The organism is Dietzia aurantiaca (assembly GCF_021033825.1).
Classification (GTDB): Bacteria; Actinomycetota; Actinomycetes; order Mycobacteriales; family Mycobacteriaceae; genus Dietzia; species Dietzia aurantiaca.
Genome location: NZ_JAIFXZ010000003.1, coordinates 263,745 through 281,301, shown reverse-complemented (window position 1 = coordinate 281,301; position 17,557 = coordinate 263,745). Strand labels below are relative to the sequence as shown.

Sequence of the window (17,557 nt, the reverse complement as noted above, 5' to 3'; positions counted from 1 at the left end):
GGCATGGTCGTCACCATGGCGAAGATGGTCGTCGTCTCGACGACGACGCGCCTCGTCCACCACTCTGGTGGCGACCAACGCGGACGTGCGAACGGGAGACGCTCGTTGATCAGCTCCACGCGCCCCGGGCGACGGGCGGTCCGCGAAGGAGCCCGCGTGACAGCAGGAACCGGTCGGAGGCCGCGCGGGGCGTGCTCGCCGGTGGCACGGTGCTGGCCCGGTCGACTGCGCAGAGGTGCCCGATGGTCAGTTGCTCGGCGCGGGCGACCAGCCACCCCAGCACGCCGGCCACCAACGCGAGGGCCCCGGCGGCGACCACCGTCGCCACGGCGTGGGCGGCGAGCATCGACCAACTCGGGGCGCCGTGGCCTGCTGCGCCAGCGGCGATGTGGGTGCCCGCGGTCATCGCCTCGCGGGTCATCGCGGCCTGCTCGGCCGGGGTGTACAGCAGGTGCGCGGCGTGCCCGGAGACGTCACCGGCCCCGTGTGCAGGGCCGTGGAGCCGGTGCGTCCACTCGAGTGCGTGGTGCACGGAACCCTGGGCCGCGACGAGTCCGGCGGGCACGATCAGGCCGGGGTGGAATCTGCCTACGCCGGCGGTGGTGAGGATCCCGACCCCGGTGCAAGCGGCGACGGTGGCGATCACCGCATCGGCGGTGACGGGCATCGGGCCGGTCGAGGCGAGCCAGTGCGCGACGACTCCCGTCGCGCCGCTGACGATCGCCACGACGAACCCGCACAGCGAGGCCACTACCCAGGGAAAGCCCTGGGCGGTGCGGGTCGGGGACACCGGCTGAGCGTACCGCGCGACTAGGCACAACCAGCGAGCCGTCACTCCGGTACGCATTCCCCGCCGCGCACCAGGGGATTCGCTGACCGAAGTGACGGCTCGCCCGCCTTTACGTCGCCCGGCCCGCCTTCACGGCCCGGCCGGCCCTACGCCAGGGTCGGGGACCTGGTCGGGCTGAGCGCCATGGCCGCCGCGCTCGGAGCGGAGAGCAGCGCGTCCCACAGCAGTTTCGCGCCGAAGCCGATCAGGACGAGCCCCGTCCCGCGATCGATCATCTTCAGGGTCCGCGGATTCATGAGCCGTCGGCGCGCGAACGATCCCGCGGTGATGAGCAGAGCGAACCAGGCCAGGGTCAGCAGTCCGTGGACGCCGGCCAGGGTGGCGCCCATCGGTAGCGGTGCGACGCCGTCGGGGAGAAACTGCGGGATGGTGGCGATGTAGAACACGCCGACCTTGGGGTTGAGGAGGTTTGTGCCGGTCCCGACGAGATAACCCCGCCAGGGCGATCCCTCCGCCACCTCGCCCGTATCCGCGGAGGGAAAGGACACTGCGCCCTCGCGGATCGATCGCCGGATCATCGAGACGCCGAGCCAGCACATGTACACCGCGCCGGCGGTCGTGAGCACGCGATACGCCAACTCCGAGGCGGTGAGCAGCGCCGAGACCCCCACGGCGGCGGCGATGCCCCAGGCCATCGCGCCGGTGGCGATCCCCGCAGCCGTGGCCCAGGCGTACGGGCGCGAGCGCGTCAGTGAGGAACGGAGGACCAGTGCCGTATCGAGCCCGGGCACCAGCGTGAGCAGGCCCGCGACCACGGCAAACGCGAGTACCGCATCGAGGGGGGTCATAGATCCAGGTTAGGGAGGAGTGCGGCTCGGGTGAAGCGGCCGCCGATCGCCGTACCCCCGCAGGGCCCGGATCGGGTGATGCGCGGGGACACGAGAAGGTCGACGACGACAAGGCTCTCACCGAGATACCGACACTGGTACGGGACGGATCGACCACAATGATCATTTCAGTGTCGCAGGGTTGGTCAGCGAATTCACGAGACCCAGTGAAGTCATGTGAACCGACCGGGTGACTCGTGTTCGCAGTATCCTTCGCCGATGGTAATGCCTCTAGCAACGGATCGAGCCGGGAACGCGCTGATCGACCTGACTGTGGCGACGAACGAACAACTCGCTGAGGCTGCTCTACGTACCCGATGTCCTCTCGCGCTCATGGTTGTGGCCGATGCGTCATCGCGCAGCGTGTTGTTCGGTCTGAACCGGTGGCGGTGCGAGTACGAATTGCCCGGCGGAATGATCGAGGAGGGCGAGTCGTTCATCGCCGCGGCAGCTCGCGAACTCGAAGAGGAAACTTCGATCCGGATCGAGACCCCTGAGCTCATCGGGTATGCGCGATTCGAACTCAACGCGCCAAGACGCGAAGAACTCGCGGCAGTCTATGGCGCGCTGCTCCCTGATGCGCGACCGCAGGCCAGTCATGAGATGCAGAGCTTCATCTGGAGGACGCCGCTGAGCGAATCGACAGCGCCGATCGGCCTTCTGGATGACGTGATCGCAGAATGGGCAGTTCGGTCGTAGATAGCGGCCCGTTGCGATCCGCTCACCTCTTGTTGGCTGGTCGGTTCGAGGACATGCAGTCCTCAGGTGGGGCTTGACCAGCTCGTCTGTTAACGTCGACAACGGAACCGACCGCATCCGTCGTCCTTAACTGAGATGGGCGGATGCCAGGGAACCCGGTGAGATTCCGGGACTGGCGCGCAGCGGTGTGGGGTACCGAACCGGCAGGATGCCACTGGACGATGTTCCGGGAAGGCGCCGGGGAGGACTGATCCCGAGTCCGAATACCTGTCGGTTCCGCGACATCCGAGTAAACCTCGCGCACAGGTTTTCAAGAGACAAGGTCACACGTGCCCCACACGTTTGCGCCCTTCGGCGATGGGATCAGCACCCGGGCCGAGTGGGCGATCGCGGCATCGCCCGTGCCTCATCGCCCGCAACCCGATCCCGGTGACCCGGGCTGGCGGTCCGTCACCGAGCTCGGTAGTTCCGTGGCGTGGCGGGAGATCGGCCGGCGCTATTCGCACAGTCTGGGGACTCCCCATGCGGCGCCCGGACGGTTGTGTTCACTTCAGCACTACGCCGGCCGGGCCCTGGGCCTCATGGTCGCGGCCTGGTGTGCGGACGGGACGCTACTGCACCCGGGTCATGACCGATGGTGGGTCCTCATTGACCAGACAGGTGCCACGCTCGAAGTGTCGCTGCCCGACGCCCCGGTTGTAGGGCGTGAGAACGACCCGAGCGCACTGGTCGACAACATCCGAGGTCATGTAGATCCGTTGGTAGACGCTTGTGTGGAGGCTGGCAACGTCACCCGGCGGGCCGCTCTTGGAGGAGCCGCGGCTTCGTGTGCCGGCGCGTTCGGGTCCGCATACCGGACCGCGTCCGTGCAACGGAGACGCACGATCGAGACAGCGGCGGTCATTGTTTCCGACGCGTTTGCCGATCGACCTCTGGTGACGATGATCCGGCGAGACGACCCGCCTGCGTTGGTGCATGCGCGTCATACGTGCTGTCTCATCCGACTGGGATCGCAGAAGTCCGAGTGTGACTCGTGCCCCCGGGTCTTTGAAAAGCAGAAGCGCACCCGGCAACGGGTCCGGCACGAACACGGTCGGGCCGTCACGGAGAGGGCTCGATGACCGGCGCTGCGGCACGCACCCGATCGCGGCCGGTTGACAGAGGTGGCTCCTCGTCGTTCCGCTCGGCACGTAGGCTCCCGCCGATCCCGCTGGCGATCGTGCTGACCGTGTTGACGGTGGTCAGTGTCGTCACCTCGGTCGCGTTCGGTGCTGAACACATTCCGGTTGGCGATGTGTGGCGGACGGTGTGGGCGGCAGTCACCGGCGGCGAGGCTGAGCGCGCGCACTCCATCATTATCCTCGACCTGCGATTGCCCAGATCGGTGCTCGCCGCGCTGGTGGGGGCGGGTCTTGCTCTCGCCGGGGCCGCAATGCAGACCCTGGTTCGCAATCCGCTCGCCGAACCGTATCTCCTCGGGGTGTCTGCGGGTGCGGCGGTGGGTGCGACAGCCGTGATCACTCTCGGGTTTCTCGGCGGACTCGGCGTATGGGCTCTGTCGGGCGGGGCGCTACTCGGCGCGTTGGGCGCGACCGTCCTCGTTTACGCGGTGGCCAGCGCCACCGGAGGGCTCACCGCCCTGCGGCTGATACTCGCCGGGGTCGTTCTCTCGTCGGCATTCACCGCTGTGTCGTCGTTCCTTGTCTTCATGGCCACGGACTCACGCTCAGCGGAGACGGTTATGCACTGGATGCTCGGCAGCGTCGCCGGGGCGACGTGGGCCAAGGTGCCTCTCGCGGCAGTGGTCATTGCGGTGGCTCTGGTGACTGGACTACTGCTGCACTCGTGGCTTGACGCCTACGCGACGGGTTCGGACACGGCGGCTTCGCTCGGCGTGCCTGTACGTGCCCTGCGAATCGGGCTCTTCCTCTCCCAAGGCCTGCTGGTGGGCGTACTCGTGGCGGTGGCCGGAGGCGTCGGGTTCGTCGGATTGATCATTCCCCACGCCGCACGCCTGGTCGTGGGTGCCACTCACCGCGCCATGCTCCCCGTGGCTGCCGCGGCGGGTGCGCTCTTTCTGGTCTGGGTGGACGTGGCCTCCCGCATGGTCGCTGCCCCGCAGGAAATGCCTCTCGGCATCGTGACCGGGATTATCGGCGCCCCGATCTTCCTTCTGCTCATGGGTCGTCGTGCCTACACATTCGGGAACGCGTCATGAGGCAGGAAAACGGAGTGCGCCTGATCGCCGATGAACTGTCGTGCGCGAGGGGAAAACGAGTCATCGTTTCTGGCGTTGAGCTCGATGTTCCCCCTGGGTCCCGGCTCGCGCTGGTCGGCCCGAACGGCGCGGGAAAGTCGACACTGCTGAGGGTGCTGGCGGGGCTGGATGCACCGGTGTCGGGTTCAGTGACCGTCGACGGAATGGATGTGCACCGTATGCGGTACCGGCGACGTGCGCAGTTGATCGCCGTCCAGGGCCAGGAGGAGGCACCGTCGGCCGAGCTCACCCTGTCCGAGGCCGTGGCTCTCGGTAGGACGCCCCACCGCACACCGTGGGCGTTGGGGGAGGAAGGCGAGCAGGACATCGTCGATCAAGCGCTGCAGGCCGTGGGCCTGGACGGCCGTGGTGACCAATCCTGTACGCGGCTCTCCGGCGGTGAACGCCACCGAGTGGTCCTAGCGAGGACGCTGGCCCAGCGCACTCCGCTGCTCATGCTCGACGAACCCACCAACCACCTCGACGCCGCTTGGCGGCTACGACTGATGGATGCGCTCGACAACCTGCAATCCACAGTCGTGGCCGCTATCCACGACCTCGACCTGGTTCTGCGGTACTTCGATTCGGTCGCCGTTGTCGACGACGGACGAATCGTCGCCTACGGGCCTCCTGTCGAGACGTTCACCGCCGATCTCCTCAACGAGGTATTCGGCGTCCACGGCGACATCGTCGCCCACCCCCGAACCGGACGGCCCCACCTACTCATCGGGGACGCGGTCACCACCACAGAAAGCAGCAAACACCTATGAAACGCTCGATCTTCACCGCAGGACCCGCGCTCGCGGCAACCCTCGCCCTCGTCTCCGCCTGCGGGTCCGATGCCACGGAGAGCGCCGACGGGGGGACTGGAGGGGAAGTGACCGTGATCAACTGCGGACAGGAGGTCACCTACCCCGAGACGGTGGACGAGCTGTTCGCCTACGACTCGGGCATCATCTCCATCGCCCTGTCGGCCGGAGCTCGAAACCAGATCACTGCTGTGGCCGCAGCGTCCAAAGACGAGGGCTTGCTGCGGCTGGCCTACGGCGACCAGATCGACGACCTGAATGAGGTCACCGACAAGGGCCCGACTCTGGAGAACGTCGTCGCCGCGGAGCCCGACGTCATTTTCGCCGGGTGGAACTACGGATTCTCCGAGTCACGTGGCCTTACTCCGGAAGTTCTCGCCGGTCATGACATCGGCGTCTACCAACTCTCAGAGGCCTGCCGCCAGAACGAGGGTGAAGTCCAACGCGGAACCATGGACCCGTGGGAGGCGCTCGACTTTGACCTGCGCAATATCGGCACCATCACCGGCAACGCCGAAACCGGCGCGGCAGCCGCAGACGACGTGGCCGAGCGACTGCAGGCCATCCGGGCGTTGCCCGCCCCGGAAAAGAAGCCGACCATCTTCCTGGTCGACAGCACGAGCGACACCATCTTGTCCTCCGGCTCGTTCGGCGGCCCCCAGGGAATCATCGACGCAGCGGGCGCCCGCAGCGCAACAGAGGACGTCGCAGACACCTGGACCAGCGTCAGCTGGGAACGCCTCGCTGCCGAAGACCCGGACATGATCGCCTTCGTCGAATACGGCGAGCAGACGGTGGAAGACAAGATCGCCGCACTCAAGGCCCACCCCGCCAGCCGGGACCTCAGGGCCGTGCGTGAGAACCGATTCGTCAACCTGCCCTACGGAATGTGGGTGTCAAGCCCGCTCAACATCGACGCGGCCGAGACGATCCGAGCCGTCCTGGAAAAGCACGGGCTCGCCCCGGAGACGGGCCTGACGCCTCGTCTGGACGTGGCCGAGCTGCAGCTCGGGGGCAACGACTGGCTCTGATTCCGGCGTCGCGCATGAGGCCGGCGACTCCTGCCGTCAGGCGAGGAGCCGTCGGCCCCCGGCCACGAAGGTTGCGTACGGAGAGGCGCCCTGCGAGTTCTCCGGTGCTTCGATCACGGCTCCGGACTGGGGAAAGGCCCGCTGAACGCAATCGCTTCGATCGCAGACCCGGCATCCGGCGCCGATAGGGGTGGCCCGCGCATCCGAGCCGAGATTCAGGCCGTCGGCGTAGACCAGGGCGTCTGCATCCTCGACCGCGCAACCGAGTGCTACCGAGAACTCGGGTGTGGGTGCACCGAAGCCTCGAGTGCGCCCCGCCACGGATTTCGCGATCCACAGATAGCGCCGGCCGTCGGGCATCTCGGCGACCTGACGGACGACTCTGTTCGGCGACTCGAAGGCACGGTGCACCACCCACAGAGGGCAGCTCCCGCCCGCCCGGGAGAAGTGGAACGCCGTGGCGGATTGCCGCTTCGAAATATTGCCTGCCCTGTCGGTTCGGAGGAACAGGAAGGGAACCCCACGAGAACCGGTCCGTTGAAGAGTGGAAAGACGGTGGCAGATTGTCTCGAAGCCCACTCCGAATTGCTGGGCAAGGAGCTCCACGTCGTAGCGTTCCTGCCTCGCGACCGCGAGAAATCGTTCGTAGGGCAGGAGCAGCGCGCCGGCGAAATACTGGGCCAGCCCGACTCGTGCCAACGCCCGGGTCTGCTCGTCCATACCGGGCTCGGAGGCCACGATCCGATCGATCAGGTCACTATGTCTGAGAAATGCGGTCTGGACCCCGATCTGGAAGTACCGCCGACCCGGCGACGCTGAGCCGGGGATTTCCAGTACCTTACGCTCGCGGTCATAGCGCCGCCGAGGGATCTCCGAAAAGCCGGCCCGGCCATCTCCCCAGGGAGTCTGGTGCCCGACTATCTCGACGCGAACGCCGAGTTCGTCTGAGAGCCACGTCCGGGCCTCCGGCTCGGCGTCGGCTCCCACAGCGGTGAACCGGGATGCCAGGATCTCGGCTTGCGCGTCAAGCTCGGGAATGTGGTTGCGCCTGGCGTAGAAGAAGTCCCGCACCCGTTCATAGGCCATCTGCCCGTCCAGGGGGGTGCCATCGTCTCGGGCTTCCACCTCGGTAAGTCGGCGCGTCAGAGCGATCAGGTGCGTGGCCACCTCGGGGAACCGGGCTACGATCTCGACCGGAACCGCATCGTCGAATACGCCCGTCCCGGAAAGTGCCGAGGCGTCAGCCAGGGCGGATCGGAGGTCAGCGATCATCCGCGCCTCCGAGTCCCCGGAGAAGAACCCGGCCTCCACGTCGAACGTATCGGTCAGTTTGAGGAGCACGGTGACCGTCAGGGGACGCTGGTCGTTCTCCAGCTGATTGAGGTAGCTGACGGAGAGGTTCACACGACGAGCCATCTCGACCTGACTCAACCCGAGCTGGGCGCGGAGCCGTTTGATTCGCGCACCAGCGAACTGCTTTGCCATATCGGCACCGTACCCTTTCGCACGTTTCGCAAAAATCGTCTAGGAATGCCACAAAACTACGCTTGAGCAGCACCTATCGGTGAGGGCCGCGCTGCGAATACGGTGCGAATCATGAGAAACCACTCTGTGTACACGCGCCGCAGCGCTGAAGAGTTCGCCCGTTCCGAGCATCTGGCCTGGAAGGTCGCCGAAGTCGCGGCCGACCCCGTGGCGGTTCCGGCCGATACCACCGAGATGGTGATCAATCGGCTCATCGACAACGCGTCGGTGGCGGTTGCCTCGGTGCTGCGCCGCCCGCCGAGTGTCGCCAGGGCACAGGCGCAGGCGCATCCAGCGAGCCGGAACGGTAACGGAGCCACCCTCTACGGGGTCCCCGGAAAGGTCTCGCCCGAGTGGGCGGCCTGGGCGAACGGCACCGCGGTCCGTGAGCTGGACTTCCACGACACGTTCCTCGCCGCCGAGTACTCGCATCCTGGAGACAACATCCCGGCTATCGTCGCCGCGGCCCAGCACACGGGTGCCAGCGGACACGATTTGGTTCGAGGAATTGCAACTGGGTATGAGATCCAGGTCAACCTGGTCAAGGGCATCTGCCTCCACGAGCACAAAATCGACCACGTGGCCCACCTGGGACCCTCCGCCGCAGCCGGTATCGGGACCCTACTGGGGCTGGATACCGAGACCATCTACCAGGCCGTTGGCCAGGCGCTTCACGTCACCACGGCTACGCGCCAGTCCCGCAAGGGCGAGATTTCCTCCTGGAAGGCGTTCGCCCCGGCATTCGCGGGGAAGATGGCCGTGGAGGCCGTCGACCGCGCGATGTGCGGCGAGGGCGCCCCGTCCCCGATCTGGGAGGGAGAGGACGGCGTGATCGCCTGGCTGCTGTCGGGCCCGGATCACGAGTACACGGTGCCACTACCGAGCGTAGGCGAAGCCAAGCGCGCGATACTGGACACTTACACCAAGGAGCATTCCGCCGAGTACCAGAGTCAGGCCCCGATCGATCTGGCCCGCCGGATGAGGGAGCGGATTTCCGACTTCACTGCCATCGAGTCGATCGTCCTGCACACCAGCCACCACACCCACGTGGTGATCGGCACCGGATCGGGAGACCCCCAGAAGTTCGACCCCGAAGCCAGCCGCGAGACCCTCGACCATTCCGTGATGTACATCTTCGCGGTGGCCTTGGAGGACGGAACGTGGCATCACGAACGTTCCTACGCGCCTGATCGGGCACGCCGGCCCGAGACCGTCGAGTTGTGGCGGAAGATCTCCACCGTCGAGGACGCGGAATGGACCCGGCGCTACCACTCCACCGATCCTTCGGAAAAGGCATTCGGCTGCCGAGCTGAGATCACTCTCACGGATGGAACGGTCATCATCGACGAGATTGCCGTGGCCGATGCCCACCCGCTGGGCGCCCGCCCCTTCGCACGGCAGCAGTACATCGAGAAGTTCCGCGTCCTCGCCGAGGGGCTGGTCAGCGACGCCGAGCAGGACCGATTCCTGGACACCGTCCAGCGAGCGCCGGAACTCGCCCCTGATGAGCTGGGCGGTCTAACGGTCAATCTGACCGACGAGGCACTCGCCGGGGCGCCGCAGATCAACGGCGGACTTCTATGACAGGGCACAACGCAGCTGGCACCGCCTCCGGGTTGTTCTCCACGGTCACGACAGCCACCGAGAAGCGGCATGCTTTCCGTGCCGCCCTGGCGGCGCCTGAGATCTGCCGACTGCCCGGTGCGTTCTCTCCGCTGGTCGCTCGCCTGGTTCAGGACGTCGGCTTCGAGGGAGTGTATGTCTCCGGGGCGGTACTGTCCGCGGACCTGGGGCTGCCGGACATCGGGCTCACCACACTCTCGGAGGTGGTCGATCGCAGCCGGCAGATCGCCCGTGCAACCGACCTACCCACGCTCGTCGACGCCGACACGGGGTTCGGTGAACCGATGAACGCCGCCCGCACGGTCAGTGAACTAGAGGACGCGGGCCTGGCCGGGTGTCACCTGGAAGACCAGGTCAACCCCAAGCGGTGTGGCCACCTCGACGGCAAGGCGGTGGTACCCACCTCGGACATGGTCCGGCGCCTGGGCGCCGCTGTCGCGGCCCGCCGGGATCCCGGTTTCGTCATCTGCGCCAGGACGGATGCCCGGGCCCTGGAGGGACTGGATGCCGCCATCGGACGGGCAAAGGCCTACGTCGACGCAGGTGCGGACATGATCTTCACCGAGGCACTCGCGGATGCCGGAGAGTTCGAGGCGTTCCGCGCAGCGATCAATGTGCCGCTACTGGCCAATCTCACCGAGTTCGGCAAATCAGAGCTGGTCGGTGCCCATGTGCTCCAGGAGATTGGGTACGACGCGGTGATCTACCCGGTGACAACCCTGCGGATCGCGATGCACGCCGTCGAAGAGGGCCTGCACGAGATTGCCAACCACGGCACCCAGGTCGGGCTGCTGGGCCGCATGCAGCACCGTTCCAGGCTGTACGAGCTCAACCGCTACGCGGAGTTCAATCAGTTCGATTCCGCCCTATTCACCTTCGGGAGCTGGCTATGAGTACCACTGAGATCAGGAAGGGACTGGCGGGCGTGGTGGTGGACACCACCGCTGTGTCGAAGGTCGTTCCGGAGACCAACTCGCTGACCTACCGTGGTTACGCAGTCCAGGAGTTGTGCGCCAACTGCTCGTTCGACGAGGTCGCCTACCTCCTCCTCTACGGCGATCTTCCCACCCCGGCCGAGTTGGCGGCGTTCACGCAACGCGAACGAGCAGCTCGCCGAGCGGATCGAGGTCTGCTCGACCTGGTGGCGCAGATGCCGCTCTCGGCCCACCCGATGGACGTCTTGCGGACGGTCGTGAGCTGGCTGGGTGCCCGCGACATGGAGGAGGAAGCGCACAGCCCCCGGGTGCTTCGTGAACACGGGGTCAGACTGCTGGCCTTACTGCCGACCGTGATCGCCGCTGACCTGCGGCGGCGGCGAGGACTGTTGCCGATCATGCCCGATCACACCAAGGGATACAGCGAGAACTTCCTCGCCATGTGCTTCGGCGATGACTACACCGAGCAGGACGTCACGGCGTTCGACATCTCGATGATCCTGTATGCCGAGCACTCGTTCAACGCCTCGACCTTCACCGCCAGGGTGGTCACCTCCACCACCTCTGACTACTTCAGCGCCATCACCGCGGCGATCGGCGCCCTCAAGGGCCCCCTGCACGGCGGAGCCAATGAAGCCGTGATGCACCACATGATGGAGATAGGCGACGCGGCATCGGCGGTCGACTGGGTCCACGCAAAGCTCGATGCCAAGCAGAAGATCATGGGATTCGGCCACCGCGTTTACCGCAACGGCGACTCCCGCGTGCCGACGATGGAAGCGGCGTTCAAGCAGGTAGCCGGGCATCGTGATGGCAGAAAGTGGGTGCAGATCTATGACGCGATGGCCAGTACCATGACGGCACGTACAGGGATCAAGCCCAACCTTGACTTTCCCGCCGGCCCCACCTATCACCTGCTCGGATTCGATATCCCGTTCTTCACGCCGCTTTTCGTCGCCTCACGCGTGACAGGGTGGACCGCTCACATCATCGAGCAGACCGAGTCGAACGCGCTGATTCGTCCCCTGAGCGCCTACTCCGGCGTCGAGCAGCGACCGGTGAAGGCGTCGTGAGTCTGCGCAAGGTCCTGGTGGCAAACCGGGGCGAGATCGCAGTGCGGGCGTTCCGGGCGGCGTACGAGCTCGGGGCGAGCACGGTAGCGGTCTACCCCTACGAGGACCGCCATGCGGTGCATCGGACCAAGGCTGACGAGGCGTATCAGATCGGTGAACCGGGGCATCCGGTGCGGGCTTACCTCGACGTCGACACCATCGTGGACGTCGCCGAATCAACCGGGGCGGACGCGGTCTACCCGGGGTACGGGTTCCTGGCGGAGAACGCGGAGCTCGCCCGGGCCTGCGAGCGGGCCGGGATCATCTTCGTGGGCCCCTCGGCTGACGTTCTCGAGCTAACCGGTGACAAGTCCCGCTCCGTGGCGGCGGCCAGAGCCGCCGGGGTGCCGGTCCTGTCCTCGAGTTCTCCGTCCGACGACGTCGACATGCTCGTCGAGGCGGCATCCGGACTCGACTTTCCGCTCTTCGTCAAGGCAGTGGCCGGCGGCGGCGGTCGTGGCATGCGACGGGTGGTGGAACCGGGCCACGAGTTCGCGGCGCTGCGCGAAGCCATCTCCGCCGCATCGAGAGAGGCCGAGGCCGCATTCGGTGACGGTCGGGTGTTCCTCGAGCAGGCGGTGACCGACCCGAGACACATCGAAGTGCAGATCCTCGCCGATCACACCGGTCAGGTCATTCACCTCTTCGAGCGGGACTGTTCGCTCCAGCGTCGTCACCAGAAGGTCATCGAGATCGCGCCTGCCCCAGCGCTGGATCCGAGGCTGCGTGACCGAATCTGCGCGGACGCCGTCGCGTTCGCGCGCCATGTCGGGTACACCTGCGCGGGCACGGTGGAGTTCCTCGTGGACCCGGACGGTCGGCACGTCTTCATCGAGATGAACCCGCGCATCCAGGTCGAGCACACGGTCACCGAGGAAGTCACCGACGTCGATCTTGTTTCCTCCCAGTTACGTCTGGCGGCCGGGGAGACCCTCGCTGACCTCGGGCTCTCGCAGGAGTCGGTATCGCTACGGGGGTCAGCCCTGCAGTGTCGCATCACCACCGAGGACCCCGCTGCGGAGTTCCGGCCCGATACCGGTCGGATCACCGTCTACCGGTCTCCGGGTGGTGGCGGTATCCGCCTTGACGGAGCAGCGCACCTCGGCGCGGAGATCAGTGGGCATTTCGACTCGATGCTGGTCAAGCTGACCTGTCGGGGAGCCGACCACCAGACGGCCCTGCGGCGTGTCCGGAGGGCCCTGGCGGAGTTCCGGATCCGCGGGGTATCAACCAATCTGGACTTCCTCCGCGGGGTCCTCACCGATCCAGACTTCGTGTCCGGACGAGTTACCACCTCCTTCATCGCCGACCGGCCCCATCTGCTGACCGGCCACTCGAGTACCAACCGAACCGGTCGATTGCTGGACTATCTTGCGGACGTCACCGTCAACCGTCCCCACGGGGCGCGGCCCACCGAGGTGTATCCCCGGGACAAGCTGCCGGTTTTGCCACCGGAGACCGCGAATGCCCCTGCACCCGCTGGTGGTAGGCAGGAGTTACTCAGGGTCGGCCCGGGGGAGTTCGCCCGGCTTCTTCGTGACAGACCACAGCTAGCCGTCACCGACACCACCTTCCGGGATGCGCACCAGTCGCTGCTCGCGACACGGGTCCGGACCTCAGGTCTCGCAGCGGTTGCCGGCCACGTGGGTCGTCTGACCCCACAGCTGTGGAGCCTCGAGTGTTGGGGAGGGGCCACTTACGACGTTGCACTCCGCTTCCTGGCGGAGGACCCGTGGGAGCGGGTGGAGAGGCTCCGCGAGGAGGTACCCAACATCCCGCTGCAAATGCTCTTGCGTGGCCGGAACACGGTCGGCTACACGCCCTATCCGGAGACTGTCACCCGGGCGTTCGTCGACGAGGCGGCGCGGACCGGCATCGATGTGTTCCGCATCTTCGACGCACTCAACGATGTCGAGGCAATGCGGCCCGCCGTTGAGGCGGTCTTGGAGACCGGCACGACGGTGGCCGAGGTGGCCATGGCATATTCCGGAGACCTCTCCGATCCCGCCGAGCGTCTCTACACCCTCGACTACTGGCTGCGGTTGGCAGAGCAGATCGTTGACAGCGGGGCTCATGTCCTGGCGATCAAGGACATGGCCGGGCTGCTGAGGCCTCCAGCAGCCACCACGCTGGTCACCGCGCTCCGGCGCGAGTTCGACGTCCCAATCCACGTCCACAGCCACGACACCGCCGGTGGGCAGCTCGCGACCTATCTCGCTGCGGTGACAGCCGGAGCGGATGCGGTGGACGGGGCCAGCGCGCCGATGGCGGGAACAACCAGTCAACCCGCGCTGTCCGCGATTGTCGCCGCGTTTGCCCACACCGACCGGGATACGGGCCTAGATCTCGACGCAGTGCTCGCCCTTGAGCCCTACTGGGAGGCGCTGCGGTCCGTCTATCGACCGTTCGAAGCTGCCCCGCCCGGGCCGACGGGACGAATCTACACCCACGAGATCCCCGGGGGGCAGCTCTCGAATCTCAGGGCCCAGGCGACTGAACTCGGGCTGGCAGGGCGATTCGAGGACGTGGAAGCTGCGTATGCCGGTGCCAACCGGATCCTCGGCCGACCGGTCAAGGTAACACCGTCCTCGAAGGTCGTCGGAGATCTGGCGCTGGCCATGGTCGGGGCAGGGATCACCGCTGAGGAGCTGGAAGCCGACCCGAGTCGTATGGATGTCCCCGATTCGGTGGTCGAGTTCCTCAGGGGAGAGCTCGGAACGCCGGCCGGGGGCTGGCCGGAGGAACTGCGCTCGGCGATTCTGTCGGCTCGGGGGGTCGAGCCGCTCGACGGCTCTCCGGCCCCGGACCCCGTCTCCCGCGAAGACAGCCTGGATCTCGCCGTGTCGGGAGCGCCTCGCCGCGAGGCACTCAACCGGCTTCTCTTCCCGGGGCCCGCCGCAGAGTTCGCCGAACACCGCCGCCGGTTCGGCGACACCTCTCGACTGTCGGCGAACCAGTTCTTCTACGGGCTCCGGCAGGGCGAGGAGCATCGCGTTTCGCTGGAGGAGGGGGTCGTGGTCCTCATCCGACTCGAGGCCATCGGCGAGCCCGACGCGAAGGGCCTGTGCACCGTCCACCTCACTGTCAATGGGCAACCTCGCACCGTGACGGTTCGTGACCGCGCGGCCGACTCCACAGGCCCCGTCGCCCAGAAGGCAGACGAAGCCCGAGCCGACCACGTCGGGGCGCCCTTCAGCGGCGTGGTGACGCTCACCGTGAAGGCAGGAGACCCCGTCCAGGCGGGTGCCCAGGTGGGCACGATCGAGGCGATGAAGATGGAGGCCCCCATCACCGCCCATGCCGCAGGGGTTGTGGGCCAGCTCCTGGTCTCGGGACCGCGCCAGGTTGAGGCCGGAGACCTCCTGCTGACCGTGAACCCGGGCTGACACCGCGATCGCCCACCGCGCAGCTCACTTCGGGCCCTACTCCGATCGGGGAGTAGGGCCCGACGTGTGTGGGCTCAAGGATCGACGTCAGCCGAGTTCTTCGCGGATCATCTTGGCGGCCTCCACCATGGCAGCCAACGCCGCTTCGACTTCCTCTTCACTACGCGTCTTCAACCCGCAGTCCGGGTTCACCCACAACCTGTCGGCGGGCATCGCCGCAACGGCCTCACGCAACAGTGAGACGATCTCCTCGACAGACGGCACCCGGGGGGAGTGGATGTCGTAGACGCCCGGTCCGACCTGGTTCCCGAAGCCCGCCGCGTCCAGATCGGCCAGGATCTCCATGTGCGAGCGGGCGGCCTCAATCGAGGTGACGTCGGCGTCCAGCCGCGCGATGGAGTCGATCACCGTCCCGAACTCCGAGTAACACAGATGCGTATGGATCTGGGTGGCGTCAGACACCCCTGAGGTGGCCAGCCTGAAGGAGTTGACTGACCATTCCAGATAGGCCTGACGGTCATTCTCGCGAAGCGGCAGCATTTCCCTCAGGTCTGGTTCATCGACCTGGATGATCGAGATGCCCGCACCCTGGAGATCGATTGTCTCCTGCCGGATGGCCAGGGCGACCTGATCGGAGACGTCGGCGACGGGTAGATCGTCGCGGACGAATGACCAGGCCAGAATGGTTACAGGGCCTGTGAGCATTCCCTTGAGGGGTTTAGAGGTCAGTGATTGGGCGTAACTTGCCCACTCGACCGTCATCGGGGCGGGACGGCGGACGTCCCCGTACAGAATCGGTGGGCGAACGCACCGGCTGCCGTAGGACTGGACCCACCCTGACGCGGTGGTGACGAACCCCTCCAACAGCTCGGCGAAGTACTGCACCATATCGTTGCGCTCGGGCTCGCCGTGGACGAGCACGTCCAGGCCGAGTCGCTCCTGTAGCTCGATGACCCGTCGGATCTCTTCTTGCATGGCCCCGACATAGTCGACATCCGACAGTGCGCCACTGCGGTGGGCCGCTCGCGCGTTGCGAATCCTGGCGGTCTGGGGGAACGAGCCGATGGTGGTGGTAGGCAGGGCAGCCAGACCAAGGCGCTCCTTCTGGCGATTCGCTCGCTCGTGTGCGGACGCCCGGCTCGCTCCGCCGGAGCGCACGGCATCGACCCGACCGCGCACGCTCGCGTCTTTTACCCGAGGATCGGACCGGCGCGAGACCAGCGCCTCCCGACGGAGTTCGAATTCGCCCTCAACGGCGGCACGGCCATCGCGCAACGCGGCAGCGAGGATGCCGACCTCCGCGAACTTCTCCTGTGCGAAAGCCAACCACTGCCGCACGGTCGGGTCCAGATCGGTCTCTGACTCCAGGGAGTACGGAACGTGCAGCGTTGAGCACGACGTGGACACGGCGACCTGCCCCGCAAAACCAATCACGGTCCCCAGGGCGGCCAGCGCCCTGTCCAAGTCCGTGCGCCAGACGTTTCGCCCGTCGACCACCCCAGCCAGTACCACACGGTCATGGAACGCGGTACTCGCTGCAAGGCTTTCCAAGCCGCCGGCCACGAGATCGACCGCGACGGCATCGATCTCGGTCGCACCGAGCGCGTGCAGCGCCGGCCCGGCGTCACCGAAGTAGGTGGCCACACACAAGGCGGGGCGGTCCTCAGTCGCGCACAGCTCGCCATAGACTTCGGTTACCTTCTCCAGCTGTGCGAGGGACAGATCCGTGACGAGAATAGGCTCGTCGAACTGGACCCAGTCTGCCCCACCGGCCCGCAGTAGCGTGAGAAGTTGCTGGTAGAGCGGCGTCAGGTCATCGAGACGGTCCAGTGGTGAAGCGGATCCCGGAACAGCTTTGGACAGCGCGAGGAACGTGATCGGTCCGATGACGACGGGGCGCGCCGGCACGCCCTCAGCGACTGCTTCTGCCAGATCGGAGAGCACTGCCTCCGGGTGCAGCGAGAACGCCGTGTCGTCGGCGATCTCCGGAACGAGATAGTGGTAGTTCGTGTCGAACCACTTGGTCATCTCAAGTGGCCGGATCCCCTCGGCGCCGCGGGCCGCAGCGAAGTATCGATCCAGTGGATCGTCAACTACCGCCACACGGGGAGGTAGCGCGCCGAGCATCGCTGCGGTGTCGAGCATCTGGTCGTAATAGGAGAACGTGTTGGTCGGCACGGAGTCGAAGCCTGCCTGTGCCATGCGGGCGCGTTCATCGCGCCGCAGCCCGGCTGCGACGTTTTCAAGAGACGGCCGGTCGAGGGTGCCGGACCAGTAGCCCTCGACGGCTTTCTTCAATTCACGCTGAGGTCCGATGCGGGCCGCGCCGAGCGCGGTGGCGGTGATGGGCTGCACGGTACGCGGAGCCGAGGATGCGGTGGGGGTCACGAGGACGTCCTCCTGTGCGAATCGGAGTGCACGCCGCCCGATAGGACGCGGATCCGATAGTGGCCCCGGCCCCCACAGGCATCGCCCGAGGAGCGCGACGAATCTGATGTCGCGTC

General features: G+C 66.5%; 12 protein-coding genes and 1 riboswitch. Of the genes, 8 read left to right on the top strand and 4 right to left on the bottom strand.

Features of this window, described 5'->3' with window-relative positions:
- Nucleotides 1-109: 109 nt before the first annotated feature.
- Nucleotides 110-790, bottom strand: coding sequence for a hypothetical protein (locus K3888_RS06085; RefSeq protein ID WP_230929356.1), 681 nt, complete (start codon nt 788-790; stop codon nt 110-112).
- Between the two features lie 146 nt (nt 791-936).
- Nucleotides 937-1,638 (bottom strand): LysE family translocator, encoded by a 702-nt coding sequence (locus K3888_RS06080; RefSeq protein ID WP_230929355.1) that lies wholly within the window; start codon nt 1,636-1,638, stop codon nt 937-939.
- Between the two features lie 372 nt (nt 1,639-2,010).
- Between K3888_RS06080 and K3888_RS06075 the strand changes: the two genes are divergently transcribed.
- The 4 genes from K3888_RS06075 to K3888_RS06060 all read left to right on the top strand — a co-directional run bounded on the left by K3888_RS06075 (nt 2,011) and on the right by K3888_RS06060 (nt 6,473).
- Nucleotides 2,011-2,376: an NUDIX domain-containing protein gene (locus K3888_RS06075; protein WP_230929354.1), complete on the top strand. Its 366-nt coding sequence runs from the start codon at nt 2,011-2,013 to the stop codon at nt 2,374-2,376.
- Nucleotides 2,377-2,470: 94 nt separating this feature from the next.
- A riboswitch (cobalamin riboswitch) is annotated at nt 2,471-2,665 on the top strand.
- Between the two features lie 828 nt (nt 2,666-3,493).
- Nucleotides 3,494-4,594: a FecCD family ABC transporter permease gene (locus K3888_RS06070; RefSeq protein WP_230929353.1), complete on the top strand. Its 1,101-nt coding sequence runs from the start codon at nt 3,494-3,496 to the stop codon at nt 4,592-4,594.
- Nucleotides 4,591-5,403 (top strand): ABC transporter ATP-binding protein, encoded by an 813-nt coding sequence (locus K3888_RS06065; RefSeq protein WP_230929352.1) that lies wholly within the window; start codon nt 4,591-4,593, stop codon nt 5,401-5,403. Before K3888_RS06070 ends, K3888_RS06065 begins: the two co-directional genes overlap by 4 nt.
- A complete protein-coding gene (locus K3888_RS06060; RefSeq protein ID WP_230929351.1) occupies nt 5,400-6,473 on the top strand; it encodes an ABC transporter substrate-binding protein in 1,074 nt (357 codons plus the stop codon). Before K3888_RS06065 ends, K3888_RS06060 begins: the two co-directional genes overlap by 4 nt.
- A gap of 36 nt (nt 6,474-6,509) precedes the next feature.
- Here the strand turns inward: K3888_RS06060 and K3888_RS06055 are convergent, their stop codons facing one another.
- The gene (locus K3888_RS06055; protein ID WP_230929350.1) at nt 6,510-7,958 is read right to left on the bottom strand and encodes a short-chain fatty acyl-CoA regulator family protein; all 1,449 of its coding nucleotides are present in this window, start codon (nt 7,956-7,958) and stop codon (nt 6,510-6,512) included.
- Between the two features lie 111 nt (nt 7,959-8,069).
- Between K3888_RS06055 and prpD the strand changes: the two genes are divergently transcribed.
- The 4 genes from prpD to K3888_RS06035 are packed head-to-tail and all read left to right on the top strand — an operon-like array spanning nt 8,070 to nt 15,053.
- Complete coding sequence (gene prpD / locus K3888_RS06050) at nt 8,070-9,581, top strand: 2-methylcitrate dehydratase PrpD (protein WP_230929349.1); 1,512 nt, start codon at nt 8,070-8,072, stop codon at nt 9,579-9,581.
- Nucleotides 9,578-10,513: a methylisocitrate lyase gene (gene prpB / locus K3888_RS06045; protein ID WP_230929348.1), complete on the top strand. Its 936-nt coding sequence runs from the start codon at nt 9,578-9,580 to the stop codon at nt 10,511-10,513. Before prpD ends, prpB begins: the two co-directional genes overlap by 4 nt.
- Entirely contained in the window at nt 10,510-11,628 is a 1,119-nt protein-coding gene (locus K3888_RS06040; protein WP_230929347.1) for a bifunctional 2-methylcitrate synthase/citrate synthase, read from the top strand. The genes prpB and K3888_RS06040 overlap by 4 nt, the downstream gene beginning before the upstream one ends.
- Nucleotides 11,625-15,053, top strand: coding sequence for a pyruvate carboxylase (locus K3888_RS06035; RefSeq protein WP_230929346.1), 3,429 nt, complete (start codon nt 11,625-11,627; stop codon nt 15,051-15,053). Before K3888_RS06040 ends, K3888_RS06035 begins: the two co-directional genes overlap by 4 nt.
- 87 nt (nt 15,054-15,140) lie before the next feature.
- Here K3888_RS06035 and metE read toward each other — a convergent pair whose 3' ends face one another.
- Nucleotides 15,141-17,441, bottom strand: coding sequence for a 5-methyltetrahydropteroyltriglutamate--homocysteine S-methyltransferase (gene metE / locus K3888_RS06030; RefSeq protein ID WP_230929345.1), 2,301 nt, complete (start codon nt 17,439-17,441; stop codon nt 15,141-15,143).
- Nucleotides 17,442-17,557: the final 116 nt, after the last annotated feature.